Origin of the sequence: Brevundimonas sp. UYEF29, from assembly GCF_040546195.1 — a bacterium.
GTDB classification, from domain to species: Bacteria; Pseudomonadota; Alphaproteobacteria; order Caulobacterales; family Caulobacteraceae; genus Brevundimonas; species Brevundimonas huaxiensis.
Genome location: NZ_JBEPNH010000002.1, coordinates 70616 through 86488, shown reverse-complemented (window position 1 = coordinate 86488; position 15873 = coordinate 70616). Strand labels below are relative to the sequence as shown.

Below are 15873 nucleotides of genomic sequence, written 5' to 3'. Positions count from 1 at the left end.
GTCGAGGTAGCGACCCGGCGACCGGTGCGCAACGCTCATGACCTTTCCTCTCCGCATCGGCACCCGACGCTCCAAGCTGGCGCTCGCCCAATCCGGCATGATGCAGCGCGCCATCGGCCGCGCCCTGAACGTGCCCGAGGCCGAGATCGAGACCGCCGTTCCTTTGGTCGAGATCGTCACCACCGGCGACCGCATCCAGGATCGCCGCCTGCTGGAGGTCGGCGGCAAGGCGCTGTTCACCAAGGAGATCGAGGAGGCCCTGCTGGCCGGCCGGATCGACATCGCCATCCATTCGATGAAGGACGTCCCCGCCGAACAGCCCGACGGACTGTGCATCGCCGCCATTCCCGAACGCGAGGACGCCCGCGACGCCTTCATCAGCCGCGATTTCGACAGTTTCGACGCCCTGCCCTTCGGCGCGCGCCTTGGCACCGCCAGCCTGCGTCGCCAGGCCCAGGCGCTGGCCCTGCGGCCCGACCTGAAGGTCGAAATGCTGCGCGGAAACATCGACACCCGGCTACGTCGCGCGGCCGATGGCGATTTCGACGCCATCCTTCTGGCCGTCTCGGGCATGACGCGCCTGGGCGTCACCGCCCATATCCGCGAGAAGCTGTCGCTGGACAGCTTCCTGCCCGCGCCGGGCCAGGGCGCCCTGGCGATCCAAACGCGCGCCGCCGACATCGACGCGCCCCTGAGCACCCAATGGGTCGCCGCCCTGAATCACCCCGAGACTGCCTTGTGCATCGCCGCCGAGCGCGGGGCCATGACGGCGCTGGAAGGATCGTGCCGCACTGCCGTCGGCGCCTACGCCCGCATCGAACACGACACCCTGCATCTGACCACCGAAATGCTCAGCCCGGACGGCTCCGCCCGCTGGCGCCGCGTCGGCGACCTTTTCCAACCGACCGAAGCCGACGCGCGCGCACTGGGCCAACGCCTGGGCGGAGAGGTCCACGCCTCGGCCGGCGATCAGGAAGTCGATCCCGCGACCGTGGACGGATGAGCCTCACGTCACCCCGCGTCTGGATCACCCGCGCCCAACCGGGCGCCGCACGCACCGCCGCCCGCCTGCGCGACATGGGGTTCGAGCCGATCGTCGCGCCCCTGCTGGCGATCGAACACCTGACCCCGCCGGTTCCCGATCTGGCGCCGTTCGCCGCCCTGGCCTTCACCAGCATCAACGGCGTCGTCGCCTTCGCCGCCCTCACGCCCCGCCGCGACCTGCAGGTCCTCGCCGTAGGCGATGCGACCGCCCAGGCCGCCCACGATGCGGGCTTCGCCGATGTTCGCTCCGCTTCCGGCGACCTGCACGCCCTCGCCCGTCTGATCGCCGGCGCCATCGCCGACGCCGCCGTCCTGGTCCCCCAAGCCGAAACCCCCGCCGGCGATTTCACCGCCGCCCTCGCCGCCGCCGGCGCCCGCAACGTGTCGATCCAGTCGCTGACGGTGTATCGCGCCATCGAAACGTCAGCCGAAGCGCCCGCGCCGCTCGACGCCGTTCTGATCCACTCCCCCCGCGCCGGGCACGCCCTCGCCAAACGTAGTCACGACGTCCTGGTGCACGCGGTCCTCGCCTGCATCTCTCCCGCCGCCGCAGCCCCGTTCGTCACGCACGGCCTGACGCCCGTTGTGGCAAAATCGCCCGACGAGACCGCATTGCTCACGATCTTGAACGCGGCGCTTGGCAAGCGCGATCCGGCCGTATAAAGAGCCCGTCTCGCGCGGACAGCTTCGTCCGTCGCAACCGGGCCGCTTTAGCTCAGCCGGTAGAGCACATCATTCGTAATGATGGGGTCAGGTGTTCGAGTCACCTAAGCGGCACCACTTCTCCGAGCGCGATTCGCGCGGGAGGCGGCGCATGAAGCGCCGAAATATATCCTCAAGGTTGAATCGTCAGCTATAGCGCACGTAGCAATCCCTAGCTGAGCAGCTTTGGCTTGACGGGATCGGTGTTTTGGGGCCATGGCGCCGCATTATCTATGCCCGCAGGCCGACATGAACGACGCAGTTGATCCCGTAGACATCGCCATCGGCGGACGCATCCGCACCCGTCGTGAGGAACTGCGTATCACCCAGGCGCAACTGGCCGCCGGCGCAGGCGTGACCTTCCAGCAGATCCAGAAGTACGAGCGGGGCGTGAACCGCGTCTCGGCCGCCCGTCTGCTGCAGATCGCCTCAGTGCTGAAATCGACCGGCGCAGCCCTGTTGGGCGAACTTGAAACGGCCGAGGGCGACGAGCTGGCCCTGGCCGCACCCGGCGTCGCCGAACTGCTGGCGGCCTTCCGCGGCATCAAGGACGCCGCTCAACGCGACGCCCTTCTGACCGTGGCCAAGGGCCTGCGCGGCTGATCAGGCCCGGTTGCTGGCGCTTTTCAGCAACTGCTCAACCTCGTCGCGATGGTCGGCTCCGTCGAGAGCCGCGCCTGCCAACCATGACTGGATGGCGTCCAGTGCGCGCGCATCGCGTCCGTCCGAACGGCCGGCGTCGGACAGGCTCTGGCGGATGATCTCGATCATGCAGACCGCCTCGACGGCCGAGGTCGGGGCGTGATCGAGAAGCGTGGTTTCCGCCGCTTCCATCGGCGTCAGATCCAGTTCGACAAGAAGGTTCTCGCCGCTGGCGGACAGCGATGACGATCCGACCTGTTTCGCCAGATTGGCCGTTTCCAGCCACGAGCGGAAAAGCGGCATGAAGGCGGGGGCGGTTTGGATATTCATGACATTCAGACTTTCTGTAGCGCCCGGATCGATGCGGGCGCTGATTTGGGACGGGCGTAGGGGGCGCATTGGGCCTCCCAGACGCCCAAGAGGGCGAGGAGAAGGAGCTCGAACCAGACGACCATTCGGGTCGATACGATCGACCACAGCAGGGCGTCGGAACCGGCGATGCCGGCCAGATGGGTCGAAACCGCGATGAGCTGGGCGCCGGCGGCGAGAAGCAGCCACCATCGGTCGTAACGGAGCGCCAGACCGACCAGCAGACAGAACATGGACACCGACAGGATCGCCACCCCCCACCGGAAATGCCCGATGAACAGGTGATCGACCAATGGCGTGCCCCAGTTGAGGACGACCAGTGCGACCAGGGCGATCCGCTCCGGCATACGACCCTTCCAAAGCAGAAGGGCCATGACGCCGTAGGTCAGGCACATCAGAAACAAGGACAGCGGCGACCCCATTCCGACGGCCGCGATCAAGCGGCGACGGCGAGAACCGGGGCGAACCCAGTGGGTTTGACCGTCTTGTCTTCGTGCGCGCCGTCCATATGCCAGCCGACCTGATGGTCGTCGGCGACCTGGGCCAGTTCGGAGTGACTGGCGATGACGGCGCCACGAACCTCGGCCAGTTGGTTTAGGCCGCGCACCATATTGGCCAGCGCCTCCTGTCCGACTTCCGCCGCCAGGCGCGCCTCGACCCGACCTTCCAACGCGGTCTGAACCAAGCGGCTGATTTCGATCATCGCCTGATCGACGGCGTGTTCTGCGGTTCTGACCTGCCGCGCCACGCGGACGCCGACGTGCATGTTCTTCATTGGCTCACCTTCCTTCAAGCCGTTTAGTCAGCGCATTTCAGCGGGAGCAAGCCGGTCGAAAAGGGATGGAACCACCATGCCCGCCGTCACGATCCCGATGGCGAACAGAAGGGCGATGGCGGCCCCGGCGACGATGATCCCCACTCTCGCCAGAGCGCCCCGAGGAGGCGCAGGCAGAAACCAGGATGTCGTTGGGTCGGAAACCGCATCGCCCGACTGTTCGGCCGACGTGGGATCATTGAGCGTATGGGTGCCGGTGTCGGGAATGAGTATTGACGCCTCTGAGTAGCCAATACTCAGTCGCCGTGCCGCCAGTTTGCGGTCCGAAACGCCAAGCTTGGCGTAGGCGCGATGCAGGTGGTTGCCGACCGTGCGCGGCGAGATGCGCAGGCGCGCAGCGATTTCCTTGTCCTCCAGACCTTGGCCGGCCAGTCGGACGCATTCGCTTTCTCTCGTCGTCAGGCCATCTGGCATGGGGACCCCTTTGAAGCCTGTTTACCCTAAAATGAGGGGGAGTCAGCCGATATGCTTACGCCGCGAAGCAGTTTCTGCGGGCTGTGCGCCGTGTCAGATCACTTGAACATATAAGCATATCTTTATATGCCTGTCGGTCTGACACTGACAGGAGCCTCTCTTGGCCGCTCGTTCTTCCTTCCTCTTCACCTCGGAAAGCGTTTCCGAAGGCCACCCCGACAAGGTCGCGGACCGCATCTCGGACACCGTCGTGGACGCCTTCCTGGCCAAAGATCCCGAGGCGCGCGTGGCGTGCGAAACCCTGGTGACGACCCAGCGCATCGTGCTGGCCGGCGAGGTCCGCGCCACCCAGCCGGGCAACACCAAAGAACAGAACGAGGCCTTCACCCAGAACATCATCGACAGCTTGGAACCGCTGGTCCGCGCCGCGGTGAAGGACATCGGCTATGAGCAGGAGGGCTTCCACTGGGAGACGGCGGACTACGCCTGCTTCCTGCACGCCCAGTCGGCCGACATCGCCGTCGGCGTCGACTCGACCAATGAGAAGGACGAGGGCGCGGGCGATCAGGGCATCATGTTCGGCTATGCGTCGAACGAGACGCCCGAGCTGATGCCGGCCACCCTGCAGTACAGCCACAACATCCTGAAGCGCCTGGCCGAGGTTCGCCACGCCGGCGGCTCGCAGTTGGAGCCCGACGCCAAGAGCCAGGTCACGATCGAATACGAGGACGGCAAGCCGGTCCGCGCCACCTCGATCGTCCTGTCGACCCAGCACGCCAAGGGGCTGAGCTCCGAGCAGGTCGCCGAGATCGTCAAACCCTACATTCTCGAAGTATTGCCGGAAGGCTTCACCGACGAGAACACCGTCTGGCACATCAACCCGACCGGCATCTTCGAGATCGGCGGACCCGACGGCGACGCCGGCCTGACCGGCCGCAAGATCATCGTCGATACCTACGGCGGCGCGGCGCCTCACGGCGGCGGCGCCTTCTCGGGCAAGGATCCGACGAAGGTGGACCGCTCGGCCGCCTACGCCTGCCGCTATCTGGCCAAGAACGTGGTCGCCGCCGGTCTGGCCGATCGCTGCACCATCCAGATCTCCTACGCCATCGGCGTGGCCAAGCCCCAATCGATCCACGTCGATCTGCACGGCACCGGCAAGATTTCCGAAGCGGCGTTGGAAGACAAGATTCTGGACCTGATCGGCGGCGCCACGCCGCGTGCGATCCGCCAGCACCTGGGCCTGAACAAGCCCATCTACGCCCGCACGACCGCCTATGGCCATTTCGGCCGCGAGCCGGACGCGGACGGCGGTTTCAGCTGGGAAAAGACCGATCTGGTCGATCAGCTCAAGGCCTTGGCCTAGGCTTCAGGCGGCCTGATCGATGGTCAGGCCGCGAACACCCGCCAGATTGGCGTCGGTCAGGTCGGCCTGACGGGTCTGGGCGCCGTGCAGCGTTGCACGGCCCAGATCGGCGCCGGCCAGGACGGCGCGCCTCAGGTCGGCGCCCGACAGGTCCGCGCCGCGGAGCACGGCGCCCGTCAGATCGGCAGGCATCAGCCGGTCGGCGGCGATCAGAAGCGGCCCCAGCTGCGCCTCGCGCATGTCCGCTCCGCTCAGTCGCGCGCCCCGCAGGCGCGCCCCGCGCAGGTCGGCGCGCCGCAGTTTGGCCGATCGCAAATCGGCGTTGTCGAGCTGGGCGCCCTGCAACTGCACCCCCTCCATATCGAGGCCGTAGAAGACCGCGCCCTTGGCCGACAGGGCGGTCAGGTTCAGGCCCGTGATCGATTTCAGCGGACGCAGGTCGACGCCGTTGAAGACCGACGGCTGCCCCTCCGCGCCGCCGGTCTCGCACCAGCGCGCATGTTCGCGCAGCATCTCGGCGGCGGGCATCTTGTCCACGGACTCGCAGGACGACTTGTTGTCGGTCAGGGCGCCCTGCATGTCGGCGCCGTCGGCGCGCCACATGGTCGTCTTGCAGCCCACCAGGATCGCGTCGCGCAGGTCCGCGCCCGACAGGTCGGCCCCTGACAGATCGGCGCCGGCCAGGTCGGCCCCGCGGAAATCCGCCTGTTTCAAATTGGCCCGCACCAGCTTGCAGTCCTTCATCACCGCGCCGGAGAAGTCGGCCTTCACGGCGATGACGCCGGCCATCTTGGAGCGTTGAAGATTGGCGCCGGCCAGGCAGGCGCCGCTGGCCACGGTCTCGTCGCGGTGGCGCGGTTCGATGACCTTGAAGCCCAGTCTGGCGTCGGCGGCGGCGATGGTGCCTTCGCGCAGATCGGCCTCGAACAGATCGGCCCCCGACAGGTCCGCCCCGCGCAGGCAGGCGCCGCGCAGGTCGGAGCGGCGCAGGCTGGCCTCGGCCAGGATCACGTCCTGCATGTCCGCGCCGAAGAAGTTGGCGTTGTCCAGCTTGGCCCCGGTCAGGTCGCAGCCTTCCAGACAGGCGGCGGCGAAATCGGCGTCGGCCAGATTGCGGCCTTTCAGGCTGAGCCCTGAAAGGTCCATCCAGGCGAAGACGGCGCGCGCGCCGCCGGGTCGGGCCTGGAACAGCCGATCGTGCCGGGCGCAGATGACGTCCAGCTCCGCCTGCGTCAGGCGCTTTCTCACGAGGGGTTCAGCGGCGAGGGCCATCAGGGCACATTACGCGCCCTGACTTAAGAAACCTTTGAACGGCGAAGCCGCCTCAGACGGTCAGCAGCCCCTGGGCCTGAAGGGCCTCGGCCAGTTCCCCCGGCCCGGTCCACAGGCGCGTGTAGCCCGCTTCGCCCAGTCGCTTCAGTTCGGTGACCAGATCGGCCTTGGGCGAGGCGACGAACCGGCCGTCGAAGCCCGAGCCGTCCTCGCTGATGCGCACCATCGGGCGACCGGTTTCCAGTCGGTGCAGGAAGCCTTCGCACAGGGCCGCGCCCTCTTCGCACATCAGGCCGGTCTCGACCGTCAGCCCTTGCGCGCGCAGCCGCTCGGTGCCGCGCCCGGCCGCAAACGGCGACGGATCCATACAGGCGATCACGACCCGCGCCACGCCCGCCTCGGTCAGGAAGTGGGCGCAGGACTTGCGGCCCGACGACCGCGCGCCGCACGGTTCCAGCGTGACATAGACGGTCGAGCCCACGACATCCGCGCCGGCGGCGGGCACGGCCTGCTCCTCGGCATGAGGACGACCGCCCGGCGCGGTGGCGGCCTGGGCGATGACCCGGCCGTCCTTGACGATGACGCAGCCGACCGCCGGATTGGGCCAGGTCTCGCCCATGCGGCCGGTCGCCAGGGCGATCGCCTGGGCCATGAAGGCCTGGTCGGCTTCGCTCCAGCTCATGATGCGGTCGGCAATGTCTCGGCGCGAGCGGCGTCGAGGTAGCGGGCGGCGGTGGGCTTCAGATCCGCGTCCAGATCGATCTCCAGCGGATTGCCGGTGGGGATTTCGACGCCGACGATCTGATCGTCCGGCACGTTGAACAGCAGTTTGACGATGGCGCGCAGGGAGTTGCCGTGGGCGGCGATCAGCACGTCCTCGCCCGCCTTCAGGCGCGGCGCGATCTCGGCGTCCCAATAGGGCTTCACCCGGTCCAGGGTGGTCTTCAGGCTTTCGGTATCGGGAATGGCCTTGCCGGCGTAGCGGGGATCGGCGTTGAAATCGAACTCGCCGCCGGGCGCCAGAGGGGGCGGCGGCACGTCATAGCTGCGGCGCCAGATCTTGACCTGGTCCTCGCCGTGCTTCTGGGCCGTCTCGGCCTTGTTCAGACCCGTCAGACCGCCATAGTGGCGCTCGTTCAGCCGCCAGTCCTCGATCACCGGCACATCGGTCAGGCCCGCCGACTGCAACGCCAGGGCGCCGGTGCGCTGGGCGCGCGTCAGGACCGAGGTGAACATCACCGCCGGCTTGAACCCGGCCTCGGCGATCAGTTCCCCGCCGCGACGCGCCTGGGCCTCCCCCTCCGCCGTCAGATCGACATCGACCCAGCCGGTGAAGCGGTTCTCGAGGTTCCACTGGCTCTGGCCGTGGCGGAGCAGGATCAGGCGCGGCATTCGGTCGGTCCTTCGAAATAGGGCCTCTCGGGGTAGGACGCCCTCCGAAGTCGGTCAAGGCTCGCGGGCCGCGCCATCGCTTGTGGCGCCGCGCAGGTCGGGGTAACGGTCGGATCGATGTCCGACCGTCTTTTCTTTCCCCTGGCGCTCGCCGCCGCCGTCGTGATGATCGCCCTGGCGACCGTCTGGCCCTGATCCTTAAAAGAGGATCTTGCGCAGATTGATGCGGAAGACGCGCCCCTGCGGGTCCAGATAGTCGCGCTGATAGTTGACCGGCGTCTGACCGTCGCTGCTGGTCACTGAGACGCGGTCGTCGAAGATGTTCTGAACGCCGAAGCCGATCCGCGTGCCCTTCAGGAACGGGAAGCGCTCGACCCATGACGTACGTTGGGTCAGGTCGGCGAAGGCGAACAGATTGACGGTGGTCCGGCCCGAGAAGTCCAGATCGGGCGACCCCAGCGCGTCGCCATTGACCGTCGTGCCCGAGCGCCAGTTGGCGTTGACGAAGGCGCCCACGCCGTTTCGGGAGAGCCCGGTCTGAAGCTGGACCTCGTGGCGCGACTGACCGCCCGAGCCGGAGATGGAATCGCCGTCCAGCAGATCCAGCGGCGCCAGACCGTCGCGGATGGTGACCTCGTCCTGGACGCGCCAGGTGTGGGTCAGCGACAGGTTGAAGATGCCTTGGCCGGGCTGCATTCCCGATCCACGTCCCCCGCGCATCCGTCCGCCGCCGGGGCCGCCGGGGCCGCCCGGTCCGCCCATCATCATCATTCCGCCGCCGCCCGGACCGCCGCGTCCGCCCGGACCACGGCCGCTCGCAGCCGCCGGGTTCGGCTTGCCGAACGGGCGCGAGAAGTTGAAGCCCCATTGAACGTCCTGCTGCTCGCGCTTGAAGAAGTTCAGCGGACGGGCGTCGATGGACACCAGATTGCCGTCCGCATCGCGAACGAACCGATCCGGCAGGGCCGCTTCCAGGTCGGGCGTGATGGCCGGGAAGCTGGAGATTTCGTTGTCCGCCTCGGTGCGGGTGTAGGCCAGGTTCAGGCGGAAATCCTTGTTCGACACAGGCTGCCAGTTCATGCCCAGCTTCAGGATGCGCCGATCCTCGGCCTGCAGATTGGGATCGCCGCCGGTGATCCGGTTGATCTCGACGGTCTGGCCGGTGCGGAAGTCGAAGACCGGCGTATTCGGCGTCGATACCGTCGGGTCGTTCAACTGCTGGACCGTTGGAGCCTTGCCCTCGTCGGAATAGTTGGCCGAGAAGGACAGCCGCTCGACCGGCGACCAGTTCAGCCCGGCCCCGACCGAGGACACGCCGCCGAAGTCGGACAGCTCCTGATAGGCCAAGTTCAGATTGGCCGACAGATCGCCGATCTTGGGCAGGACGCCGCGCTCGACGTTGGAGATCGGCAGATCGAAGTTGGCCTGGACGCTGCCCGAGTTGCGCGACTGCGACCGATCCACGGCGACACTTGAACCCAGGCTCTCGGAGAACCGCAGGCTCTCGGAATCCAGCGACTGATAACCGGCCCCGACCTTGAAGGTCGAGGTGATGTCGCCGGCCGGCAGTTCATAGGGACGCCCGTTCAACACCAGTTCCGCCGTCGCCGTCTGGGCCACAGAGTTGGCGGTGTCGCGCGGATTGACGATGGCCCGGTCGGTCAGGTCGCCGAAAGGATTGACCGTCAGATCGCCTGCGATCAAAGCCCGCAACGCCGTCGCGTTCACGCCTCGCCCCGTCGTGGTGTCGGTCTCGACGCGGCTGTATTCCCCCGTCGCCGTCCAGCGCCAGTCACCGACATAGCCGTCGAACACCGTGCCCAGTTCGGCGGTGCGCGTATCGGTCTTGCGCGTCAGGGCGCCGGGCAGGTCCAGATAGCTGAACAGGGTCGCGTCCTGGCCGGTCGGCGAGAACGGATTGGTCCCCGGCACGGTCAGCTGAACATTGGGCAGGCCCTGATAGCTGAAGCTGTTGGAGTCCTCCACGCTGCCGCTCAGCGTCATGCCGACCTTGTCGTTCAGGTCGTGCTTGTAGGTGCCCGACACCGACAGTTCGTCCGTCTTGGGCAGCAGGGTGCGATAGGCGTTGGCCAGTTCGCTGTCGCCGCCGGCTGTCGTGCTGCGGTCGATGTCGCGCTCGGTCTCGAACAGGGTGTTGGAGGTCGTGCCGTTGATATCGACCGACCAGCGGTCCGAGCCGGCGATGCGCAGGATATTGTTCTCGCTGGCGGTGGTCGTGCGACCACCCTGCTCAGGTCGGCTGACGTTGACCGAGGCGGTCAGGGACTTGAAGTCCGCCTTCAGCACGATGTTCACCACCCGCTGATTGGCGCTGTAGCCATAGGACAACGCGGTCTCTTCAGGCAGAACGTCGAACCGTTCGATGGCCTCGGGCGGAATGCCGCGGATTTCGCGGAAGCCCGAGATGCGGCGTCCATTGACCAGGAAGACCGGAGACCCGCCGCGCGCGCTGCGGGTTTGGGCCTCCAGCAGGGTGATCAGTTCGCCGATGTTGGTCGCGCCGAACGCCTGGATCTGGGCGGTGTCGTAAGAGACGATCGGTTCCTGCCCGCCCAGGGCCACCCCGCGCCGCGCCGCCGTCACCTCTACGTCCGGCAGAACGACCGTCGGCTCCTCCTGCTGGACCTGCGCCTGGGCTTCTAGCGGCTGGGCCGCATTGGTTTGGGCCTGAACAGGCTGGACGACACCGGCGGCGGGGGCCAGCGCAAGCAGGAGAAGCGCGGTCTGGGTCATGGAACGACGATCCGGGAGATGATTTCAGCCCTTGTCAGGACGGGACAAACATGGCCGTAAAACGACACAATTCATGAACAAAGTGAAAGCGTTGCACTCTTTCGACACAACGCAAAAACCTGCGACGGAAAGTCCGCTAAAGCGCGTTAAAGCCTGTTGGGTTGCGTTTGGATGATAGCGCGCAAGGCGCGCTCAAACCGGCGTCCTGGCCCAACCTTGGAGTCCAGCGATGAAGACTCCGCGTTGACCGCCTCCGGGCTTTCGGCTATAGGCCCGCCCTCTTGAGATTTCCGCGCCGTGGACGTGTGCTCCGCGGCGTTTTCCGTTCGAAGGTTTGACATGGCCAACAACCCCGGCGCCCGCAAGGCGATCCGCAAGATCGAAGCGCGTACCGAAGTGAACAAGGCGCGCCGCTCGCGCGTCCGCACCTATCTGCGCAAGTTCCAGGAAGCTCTGGCCGGCGGCGACGCCGCCGTCGCCAAGACCGCCTTCATCGAGGCCCAGTCCGAGCTGATGCGCGCCGTCTCCAAGGGCGTCGTTCACAAGAACACCGGCTCGCGCAAGGTTTCGCGCCTGGCCGCCCAGCTGAAGAAGCTGTCGGCCGCCTGAGCCAAAATTAATCCAACAGCGGACGGAGCAGCTGTCGCTGTTTCGTTGTGGGATTATAAAGCAATATCAACGGCGAAGGCGCGCAAGCTCCTTCGCCGTTTTGCGTTGTGTCGCTAACTGTCAAATCTGAAAACACCGATCGTCGAGCCATGATCCGGCCGAAATTCCAAGCGGTGTCAGGGTTTCACGGAGTCAAACAATTTAACTGCGAATCGACCAACGAATCAGCGTTGACCCACCCGGCTCGCGGCGTAAGTTTTGACCTCTAACGCACTTCCATCCCAGCACGGATGAAGACGGCGCGAGGCCTATGTTTCGCGTCGGCGGGAGATGTCTGTTCAGAGGTTAGACCCCGTCCGAAAAGCACTGCTTTTCGGCGCAGGAGAAGTCGTCCCTGAACCATCGCCCTGAAGCGCGGAAGGTCGGAATGGTTCTTCTCAAGGTGGGCGGGCAAAGATGGTTGGGGGCGCAGCGGCGATGGCAGGCGGAACGAAGACGTCGGGACTGACGGATCCGGACCGCATCTGGAGCGAGGCGTCCGTGCGCCTGCGCGCTGAAATCGGCGATGGTCCCTTCTCGTCCTATATCGCCCCGTCGGCGGTCCGCCTGGACAACGCCGGCCATCTGATCCTGGTCACCCCGACCGCCTATGCTCGCGACTGGGTGCGCAAGAACGCCCTGCGTCGCATGAACGAGCTGTGGCTGGGCCTGGACGGCCTGTCGCGCCGCCTTGAGGTGCGCTGCCGCGCCGAAGTGGGTTCGGCCCCGCCGGCCTCGGCCGTGATGCCAGGCAATGTGGTGGACGCCGCCCCGCGTCTGGCCGCCTTCGCCGCCACGCCGCAGATGGCGTCCGCCGCCCCAATCAGCGCCGACGGCGCCCGCGCCGTTCGCGCCGCCGGTCTGCAGGATCGCCTGACGTTCGACAGCTTCGTCGAGGGTCAGGGCAACGCCTTCGCCCTGGCCATCGCCAAACAGGTCGCCAGCTGGGCCGACGGTCACTTCAATCCCGTCTTCTTCTGCGGCCCCTACGGTTACGGCAAGACCCACCTGCTGAACGCGATCGCCTGGGAGGCTCAGCGTCTGCGGCCAGAGGCCAAGGTCGTCTATCTGACCGCCGAACGTTTCCTGTCGACCTTCGTCAAGGCGATGCAGGACCGCTCGACCGCCGCCTTCAAGGAAAGCCTGCGCTCGGCCGACATGCTGCTGCTGGACGACGTCCAGTTCGTGGGCGGCAAGACCTCGACCCAGGAAGAGCTGCTCTCGACCCTGACCGCCCTGATCGAGGACGGCAAACGCATCGTCTTCTCGGCCGACCGTGCGCCCATGGCCCTGACCGAGGTCGAGCCGCGCCTGCGCAGCCACCTTGCCGCCGGTTTGACCTGCCCGGTCGAGGCGGGCGACCGCGAGCTGAAGATCGCCGTGGCCCAGAACCGTCTGAAGGCCCTGTCAGCCCTGGGCGTCGTCCAGGGCGAAGCCAACCCGGAGGTCCTGGCCCAGCTGGTGGACCGCACCCCCGGCTCGATGCGAGAGCTCGAGGGCGCCGTGAACACCCTGGCCGCCGCCGCGGGCGCGCGCCTGTCGTCGGTGTCGGTGGACGAAGCCTCGACCCTGCTGGGCATGGCCATGCGCGGCGGCCCCGAGCGTCGCATCACCGTGGACGAGATTCAGAAGACGGTCGCCGACCACTTCAACATGAAACAGGCCGACCTGCTCAGCGAGCGCCGCACCCGTTCGGTCGCCCGCCCGCGCCAGATCGCCATGTATCTGTGCAAGCAGCACACGACCCGCTCCTACCCCGACATCGGCCGTCGTTTCGGCGGGCGCGATCACACCACGGTCCTGCACGGCGTGCGCAAGATCGAGGAGCTGATGCCGCAGGACGATCAGATCGCCCGCGATGTCGAGGCCCTGACGCGCAAGCTGCGGGGCTGATTTCGAGCGGCGAGTGACGCGTGGCGAGTGACAAGCGAGGAGAAACTGTCTCCTCCTACCGAGTTGCCCCCAATATCCACTCGCCACTCGCCACTAACCACTCGCCACTTCCTTGCAGCACGCGCCCAATCCGCTAGTGTCCCAGGTCACTTAACCGCAGCCGCCTTGCGAGTCGGCCGCGCCGGGCGAGACGACATGCAGCTGACCATCGAACGATCCGCGCTCCTGAAGGCCCTGGGCCACGTGCAGAGCGTCGTCGAACGTCGAAACACCATTCCGATCCTGTCCAACGTCCTGCTGAGCGCGGGCCGCGACCGGCTGGCCTTCGCCGCCACCGATCTGGACATGGAGATGGTCGACGAGGCCGAGGCCCAGGTTCAGGTTGAGGGTCAGATCACGGCTCCCGCCCACACCCTGTACGAAATCGTGCGCAAGCTGCCGGAAGGCGCCGAGGTTTCGCTGCTCTACTCCGGCGACGATCCTCGCCTCGTCGTCTCGGCCGGCCGGTCGCGCTTCAACCTGCCGGTCCTGCCGGCGGGCGACTTCCCCGTCATGTCCACCGACAGCGCCGGCGCCTCCTATGTCCTGCCCAAGGAGGATCTGGCCCGCCTGATCGACAAGACCCGGTTCGCGGTCTCGACCGAGGAAACCCGCTACTATCTGAACGGCCTCTATCTTCACACGGTCGCCGAACAGGGCATTCCCCTGTTGCGCGCCGTCGCGACCGACGGCCACCGCCTGGCCCTGGCCGAGACCCCCGCGCCCGAGGGTGCGGCCGGCGGCCCTGGCGTCATCGTGCCGCGCAAGACGGTGGACCAGGTCCGTCGCCTGCTGGACGACGCCGGCGCACCCGTAGAGGTCACCGTCTCGGCCCAGAAAATCCGCTTCCAGATGGGCGAGGCGTCCCTGACGTCCAAGGTCATCGACGGCGCCTTCCCCGACTATCTGCGCGTCATCCCGCGCGGCAACGACAAACAGGCCGACATCGACAACGCCCTGTTCGCCAAGGCCGTCGACCGCGTCGCCACCATCTCGGCCGAGAAGAGCCGTTCGGTGAAACTGGCGTTCGACAACGACCGCGTGAAGCTGACCGTGCGCAACATGGAAGCCGGCCAGGCCGAGGAAGAGGTCGAGATCGGCTATTCCGACGAACCGTTCGAGATCGGCTTCAACGCCCGCTACCTGCTGGACGTCGCCGGCCAGATCACCGGCGAAAACGCCGCCTTCCGCTTCGCCGACCCGGCCTCCCCCACCCTGGTGCTCGATCCGGGCGATCCGGGCGTTCAGTATGTGCTGATGCCGCTGCGGGTCTAGTCAGTAGCGAGTGATTAGTGACGAGTGGCGAGCAAGATTGGGTTCGCATTGACTCGCCACGCGCCACTCGCCACTCGCCACTTGTGATCACCTCCCTCACCCTCACCGACTTCCGATCCTATGCAGGGGCGCGGCTGGAGATGACCTCCGGGCCTGTGGTGTTGCACGGGCCGAACGGGGCGGGAAAGACCAATCTGCTGGAGGCGATCAGCCTGTTGACCCCGGGCAAGGGGCTGCGGGGCGCCACCGCCGCCGAGATGGGCCGGCGCGAGCCGGGCGAGGCGACCGGGCGCGCCTGGGCCGTCATGGTCGAACTGGACGACGAGACGCGGCTGGGCACCGGGGTCCAGGCGGCGGGCGCCGCGCGGCGCATCGTGCGGATCGACGGCGAGACGGCCCAGCCGGGGCGATTGCTCGACTACCTGCGTCCCGTCTGGGCGACGCCGGAACAGGACCGGCTGTTCTCGGACGCGCGCGCCGAGCGGTTGAAGTTCTTCGACCGGCTGGTCTTCGCCGCCGATCCCGACCACGCCGCCAGCGTCTCCGCCTATGAAAAGGCCCTGCGCGAGCGGCTGCGCCTGCTGAACGACGCCCAGGACGGCCGTGAGGCCGACCCCGTCTGGCTGGACGCCCTGGAGGTTCGGCTGGGCGAGGCCGGAGCCCGCGCCGCCCTCGCCCGCGTCGCCGCCCTGCACGCGCTCCAGGCCGCCATCGACGCCCGCAGCGACCGACCCTTCCCCCAGGCCGACCTGGGTCTGGACGGCGCCGCCGAACAGATGGCCGAAGCGGGCGCCGAGGAGGACGAAATCGCCGCCGCGATCCGCGAAGGCCTGGCCAAGGCGCGCGCCCGCGACGGCGCCGCCGGCCGCTCCCTGTTCGGGCCCCACCGCACCGACCTGACCGCGCTTCACCGCGAAAAACAGCGTCCCGCCGCCGAGGGCTCTTCGGGTGAGCAAAAGGCCCTCGTCCTGAACCTGATCCTGGCGCAGATCGCGCGGCTTTCCGATCACGCTGCGCGCCCGATCCTGCTGCTGGACGAAGCCCCCGCCCACCTCGATGAGGCGCGCCGCACAGCCCTGTTCGACGAGATCACTGCGCTGGATCTTCAGGCCTTCATAACCGGCACCGAACGCGATCTGTTCGCCGGTCTGGAAGGCCGCGCCCAGTTCGTCCGCGTGGCCGGCGGCGCGCTGGAAACCGACTAGGCTCCAATCGCGGAAATCCTCGC

General features: G+C 67.2%; 16 protein-coding genes and 1 tRNA gene. 9 read left to right on the top strand and 8 right to left on the bottom strand.

Going from position 1 to position 15873, the window contains the following annotated elements; all coding sequences use genetic code 11:
• The first annotated feature begins 37 nt into the window (after nt 1-37).
• The 4 genes from hemC (at nt 38) to ABIB58_RS03260 (ending at nt 2349) form a co-directional block, all read left to right on the top strand.
• Entirely contained in the window at nt 38-1003 is a 966-nt protein-coding gene (hemC, locus tag ABIB58_RS03275; protein WP_185224453.1) for a hydroxymethylbilane synthase, read from the top strand.
• Nucleotides 1000-1707, top strand: a complete 708-nt coding sequence (locus tag ABIB58_RS03270; protein ID WP_045811548.1) for a uroporphyrinogen-III synthase — start codon at nt 1000-1002, stop codon at nt 1705-1707. Before hemC ends, ABIB58_RS03270 begins: the two co-directional genes overlap by 4 nt.
• 41 nt (nt 1708-1748) lie before the next feature.
• Nucleotides 1749-1824 (top strand) — tRNA-Thr (locus ABIB58_RS03265).
• 171 nt (nt 1825-1995) lie between these two features.
• Nucleotides 1996-2349 carry a helix-turn-helix domain-containing protein gene (locus tag ABIB58_RS03260; protein WP_039246365.1) on the top strand — a complete coding sequence of 118 codons (354 nt, stop codon included), beginning with the start codon at nt 1996-1998 and terminating at the stop codon, nt 2347-2349.
• Here ABIB58_RS03260 and ABIB58_RS03255 read toward each other — a convergent pair whose 3' ends face one another.
• Genes ABIB58_RS03255 through ABIB58_RS03240 form a run of 4 tightly spaced genes read right to left on the bottom strand, consistent with a single transcriptional unit; the run spans nt 2350 to nt 4006 of the window.
• On the bottom strand, nt 2350-2718 hold the full coding sequence (locus ABIB58_RS03255) for a hypothetical protein (protein ID WP_045811546.1): 369 nt from the start codon (nt 2716-2718) through the stop codon (nt 2350-2352).
• 5 nt (nt 2719-2723) lie between these two features.
• Nucleotides 2724-3179, bottom strand: a complete 456-nt coding sequence (locus tag ABIB58_RS03250; RefSeq protein ID WP_045811545.1) for a hypothetical protein — start codon at nt 3177-3179, stop codon at nt 2724-2726.
• A gap of 14 nt (nt 3180-3193) precedes the next feature.
• On the bottom strand, nt 3194-3532 hold the full coding sequence (locus ABIB58_RS03245; protein WP_354039078.1) for a hypothetical protein: 339 nt from the start codon (nt 3530-3532) through the stop codon (nt 3194-3196).
• 27 nt (nt 3533-3559) lie between these two features.
• A complete protein-coding gene (locus tag ABIB58_RS03240) occupies nt 3560-4006 on the bottom strand; it encodes a helix-turn-helix domain-containing protein (RefSeq protein ID WP_354039075.1) in 447 nt (148 codons plus the stop codon).
• Nucleotides 4007-4166: 160 nt separating this feature from the next.
• Between ABIB58_RS03240 and metK the strand changes: the two genes are divergently transcribed.
• Nucleotides 4167-5372 carry a methionine adenosyltransferase gene (gene metK / locus ABIB58_RS03235; RefSeq protein WP_354039073.1) on the top strand — a complete coding sequence of 402 codons (1206 nt, stop codon included), beginning with the start codon at nt 4167-4169 and terminating at the stop codon, nt 5370-5372.
• A gap of 3 nt (nt 5373-5375) precedes the next feature.
• Here metK and ABIB58_RS03230 read toward each other — a convergent pair whose 3' ends face one another.
• The 4 genes from ABIB58_RS03230 to ABIB58_RS03215 all read right to left on the bottom strand — a co-directional run bounded on the left by ABIB58_RS03230 (nt 5376) and on the right by ABIB58_RS03215 (nt 10790).
• Nucleotides 5376-6644, bottom strand: a complete 1269-nt coding sequence (locus ABIB58_RS03230; RefSeq protein ID WP_354039071.1) for a pentapeptide repeat-containing protein — start codon at nt 6642-6644, stop codon at nt 5376-5378.
• A 52-nt stretch (nt 6645-6696) separates the two neighbouring features.
• A complete protein-coding gene (locus ABIB58_RS03225; protein ID WP_017505935.1) occupies nt 6697-7326 on the bottom strand; it encodes a bifunctional diaminohydroxyphosphoribosylaminopyrimidine deaminase/5-amino-6-(5-phosphoribosylamino)uracil reductase RibD in 630 nt (209 codons plus the stop codon).
• Nucleotides 7323-8036: a 2,3-diphosphoglycerate-dependent phosphoglycerate mutase gene (gene gpmA / locus ABIB58_RS03220; RefSeq protein WP_017505936.1), complete on the bottom strand. Its 714-nt coding sequence runs from the start codon at nt 8034-8036 to the stop codon at nt 7323-7325. Before gpmA ends, ABIB58_RS03225 begins: the two co-directional genes overlap by 4 nt.
• A 198-nt stretch (nt 8037-8234) precedes the next feature.
• The gene (locus ABIB58_RS03215) at nt 8235-10790 is read right to left on the bottom strand and encodes a TonB-dependent receptor plug domain-containing protein (protein ID WP_354039068.1); all 2556 of its coding nucleotides are present in this window, start codon (nt 10788-10790) and stop codon (nt 8235-8237) included.
• Nucleotides 10791-11129: 339 nt separating this feature from the next.
• On the opposite strand from ABIB58_RS03215, the gene rpsT reads away from it, so the two are divergent.
• The 4 genes from rpsT to recF all read left to right on the top strand — a co-directional run bounded on the left by rpsT (nt 11130) and on the right by recF (nt 15850).
• The gene (gene rpsT, locus ABIB58_RS03210) at nt 11130-11399 is read left to right on the top strand and encodes a 30S ribosomal protein S20 (protein WP_017505938.1); all 270 of its coding nucleotides are present in this window, start codon (nt 11130-11132) and stop codon (nt 11397-11399) included.
• A 456-nt stretch (nt 11400-11855) separates the two neighbouring features.
• On the top strand, nt 11856-13331 hold the full coding sequence (gene dnaA / locus ABIB58_RS03205; RefSeq protein ID WP_369796287.1) for a chromosomal replication initiator protein DnaA: 1476 nt from the start codon (nt 11856-11858) through the stop codon (nt 13329-13331).
• 195 nt (nt 13332-13526) lie between these two features.
• Nucleotides 13527-14645, top strand: a complete 1119-nt coding sequence (gene dnaN, locus ABIB58_RS03200) for a DNA polymerase III subunit beta (protein ID WP_045811537.1) — start codon at nt 13527-13529, stop codon at nt 14643-14645.
• 83 nt (nt 14646-14728) lie between these two features.
• Complete coding sequence (gene recF, locus ABIB58_RS03195; RefSeq protein WP_354039065.1) at nt 14729-15850, top strand: DNA replication/repair protein RecF; 1122 nt, start codon at nt 14729-14731, stop codon at nt 15848-15850.
• Nucleotides 15851-15873 lie beyond the last annotated feature (23 nt).

Coding starts and splice junctions, on each gene's coding strand:
- hemC (WP_185224453.1), top strand. CDS start 38: ATGACCTTTCCTCTCCGCATCGGCACCCGACGCTCCAAGCTGGCGCTC.
- ABIB58_RS03270 (WP_045811548.1), top strand. CDS start 1,000: ATGAGCCTCACGTCACCCCGCGTCTGGATCACCCGCGCCCAACCGGGC.
- ABIB58_RS03260 (WP_039246365.1), top strand. CDS start 1,996: ATGAACGACGCAGTTGATCCCGTAGACATCGCCATCGGCGGACGCATC.
- ABIB58_RS03255 (WP_045811546.1), bottom strand. CDS start 2,718: ATGAATATCCAAACCGCCCCCGCCTTCATGCCGCTTTTCCGCTCGTGG.
- ABIB58_RS03250 (WP_045811545.1), bottom strand. CDS start 3,179: ATGGGGTCGCCGCTGTCCTTGTTTCTGATGTGCCTGACCTACGGCGTC.
- ABIB58_RS03245 (WP_354039078.1), bottom strand. CDS start 3,532: ATGAAGAACATGCACGTCGGCGTCCGCGTGGCGCGGCAGGTCAGAACC.
- ABIB58_RS03240 (WP_354039075.1), bottom strand. CDS start 4,006: ATGCCAGATGGCCTGACGACGAGAGAAAGCGAATGCGTCCGACTGGCC.
- ABIB58_RS03230 (WP_354039071.1), bottom strand. CDS start 6,644: ATGGCCCTCGCCGCTGAACCCCTCGTGAGAAAGCGCCTGACGCAGGCG.
- ABIB58_RS03225 (WP_017505935.1), bottom strand. CDS start 7,326: ATGAGCTGGAGCGAAGCCGACCAGGCCTTCATGGCCCAGGCGATCGCC.
- gpmA (WP_017505936.1), bottom strand. CDS start 8,036: ATGCCGCGCCTGATCCTGCTCCGCCACGGCCAGAGCCAGTGGAACCTC.
- ABIB58_RS03215 (WP_354039068.1), bottom strand. CDS start 10,790: ATGACCCAGACCGCGCTTCTCCTGCTTGCGCTGGCCCCCGCCGCCGGT.
- rpsT (WP_017505938.1), top strand. CDS start 11,130: ATGGCCAACAACCCCGGCGCCCGCAAGGCGATCCGCAAGATCGAAGCG.
- dnaA (WP_369796287.1), top strand. CDS start 11,856: ATGGTTGGGGGCGCAGCGGCGATGGCAGGCGGAACGAAGACGTCGGGA.
- dnaN (WP_045811537.1), top strand. CDS start 13,527: ATGCAGCTGACCATCGAACGATCCGCGCTCCTGAAGGCCCTGGGCCAC.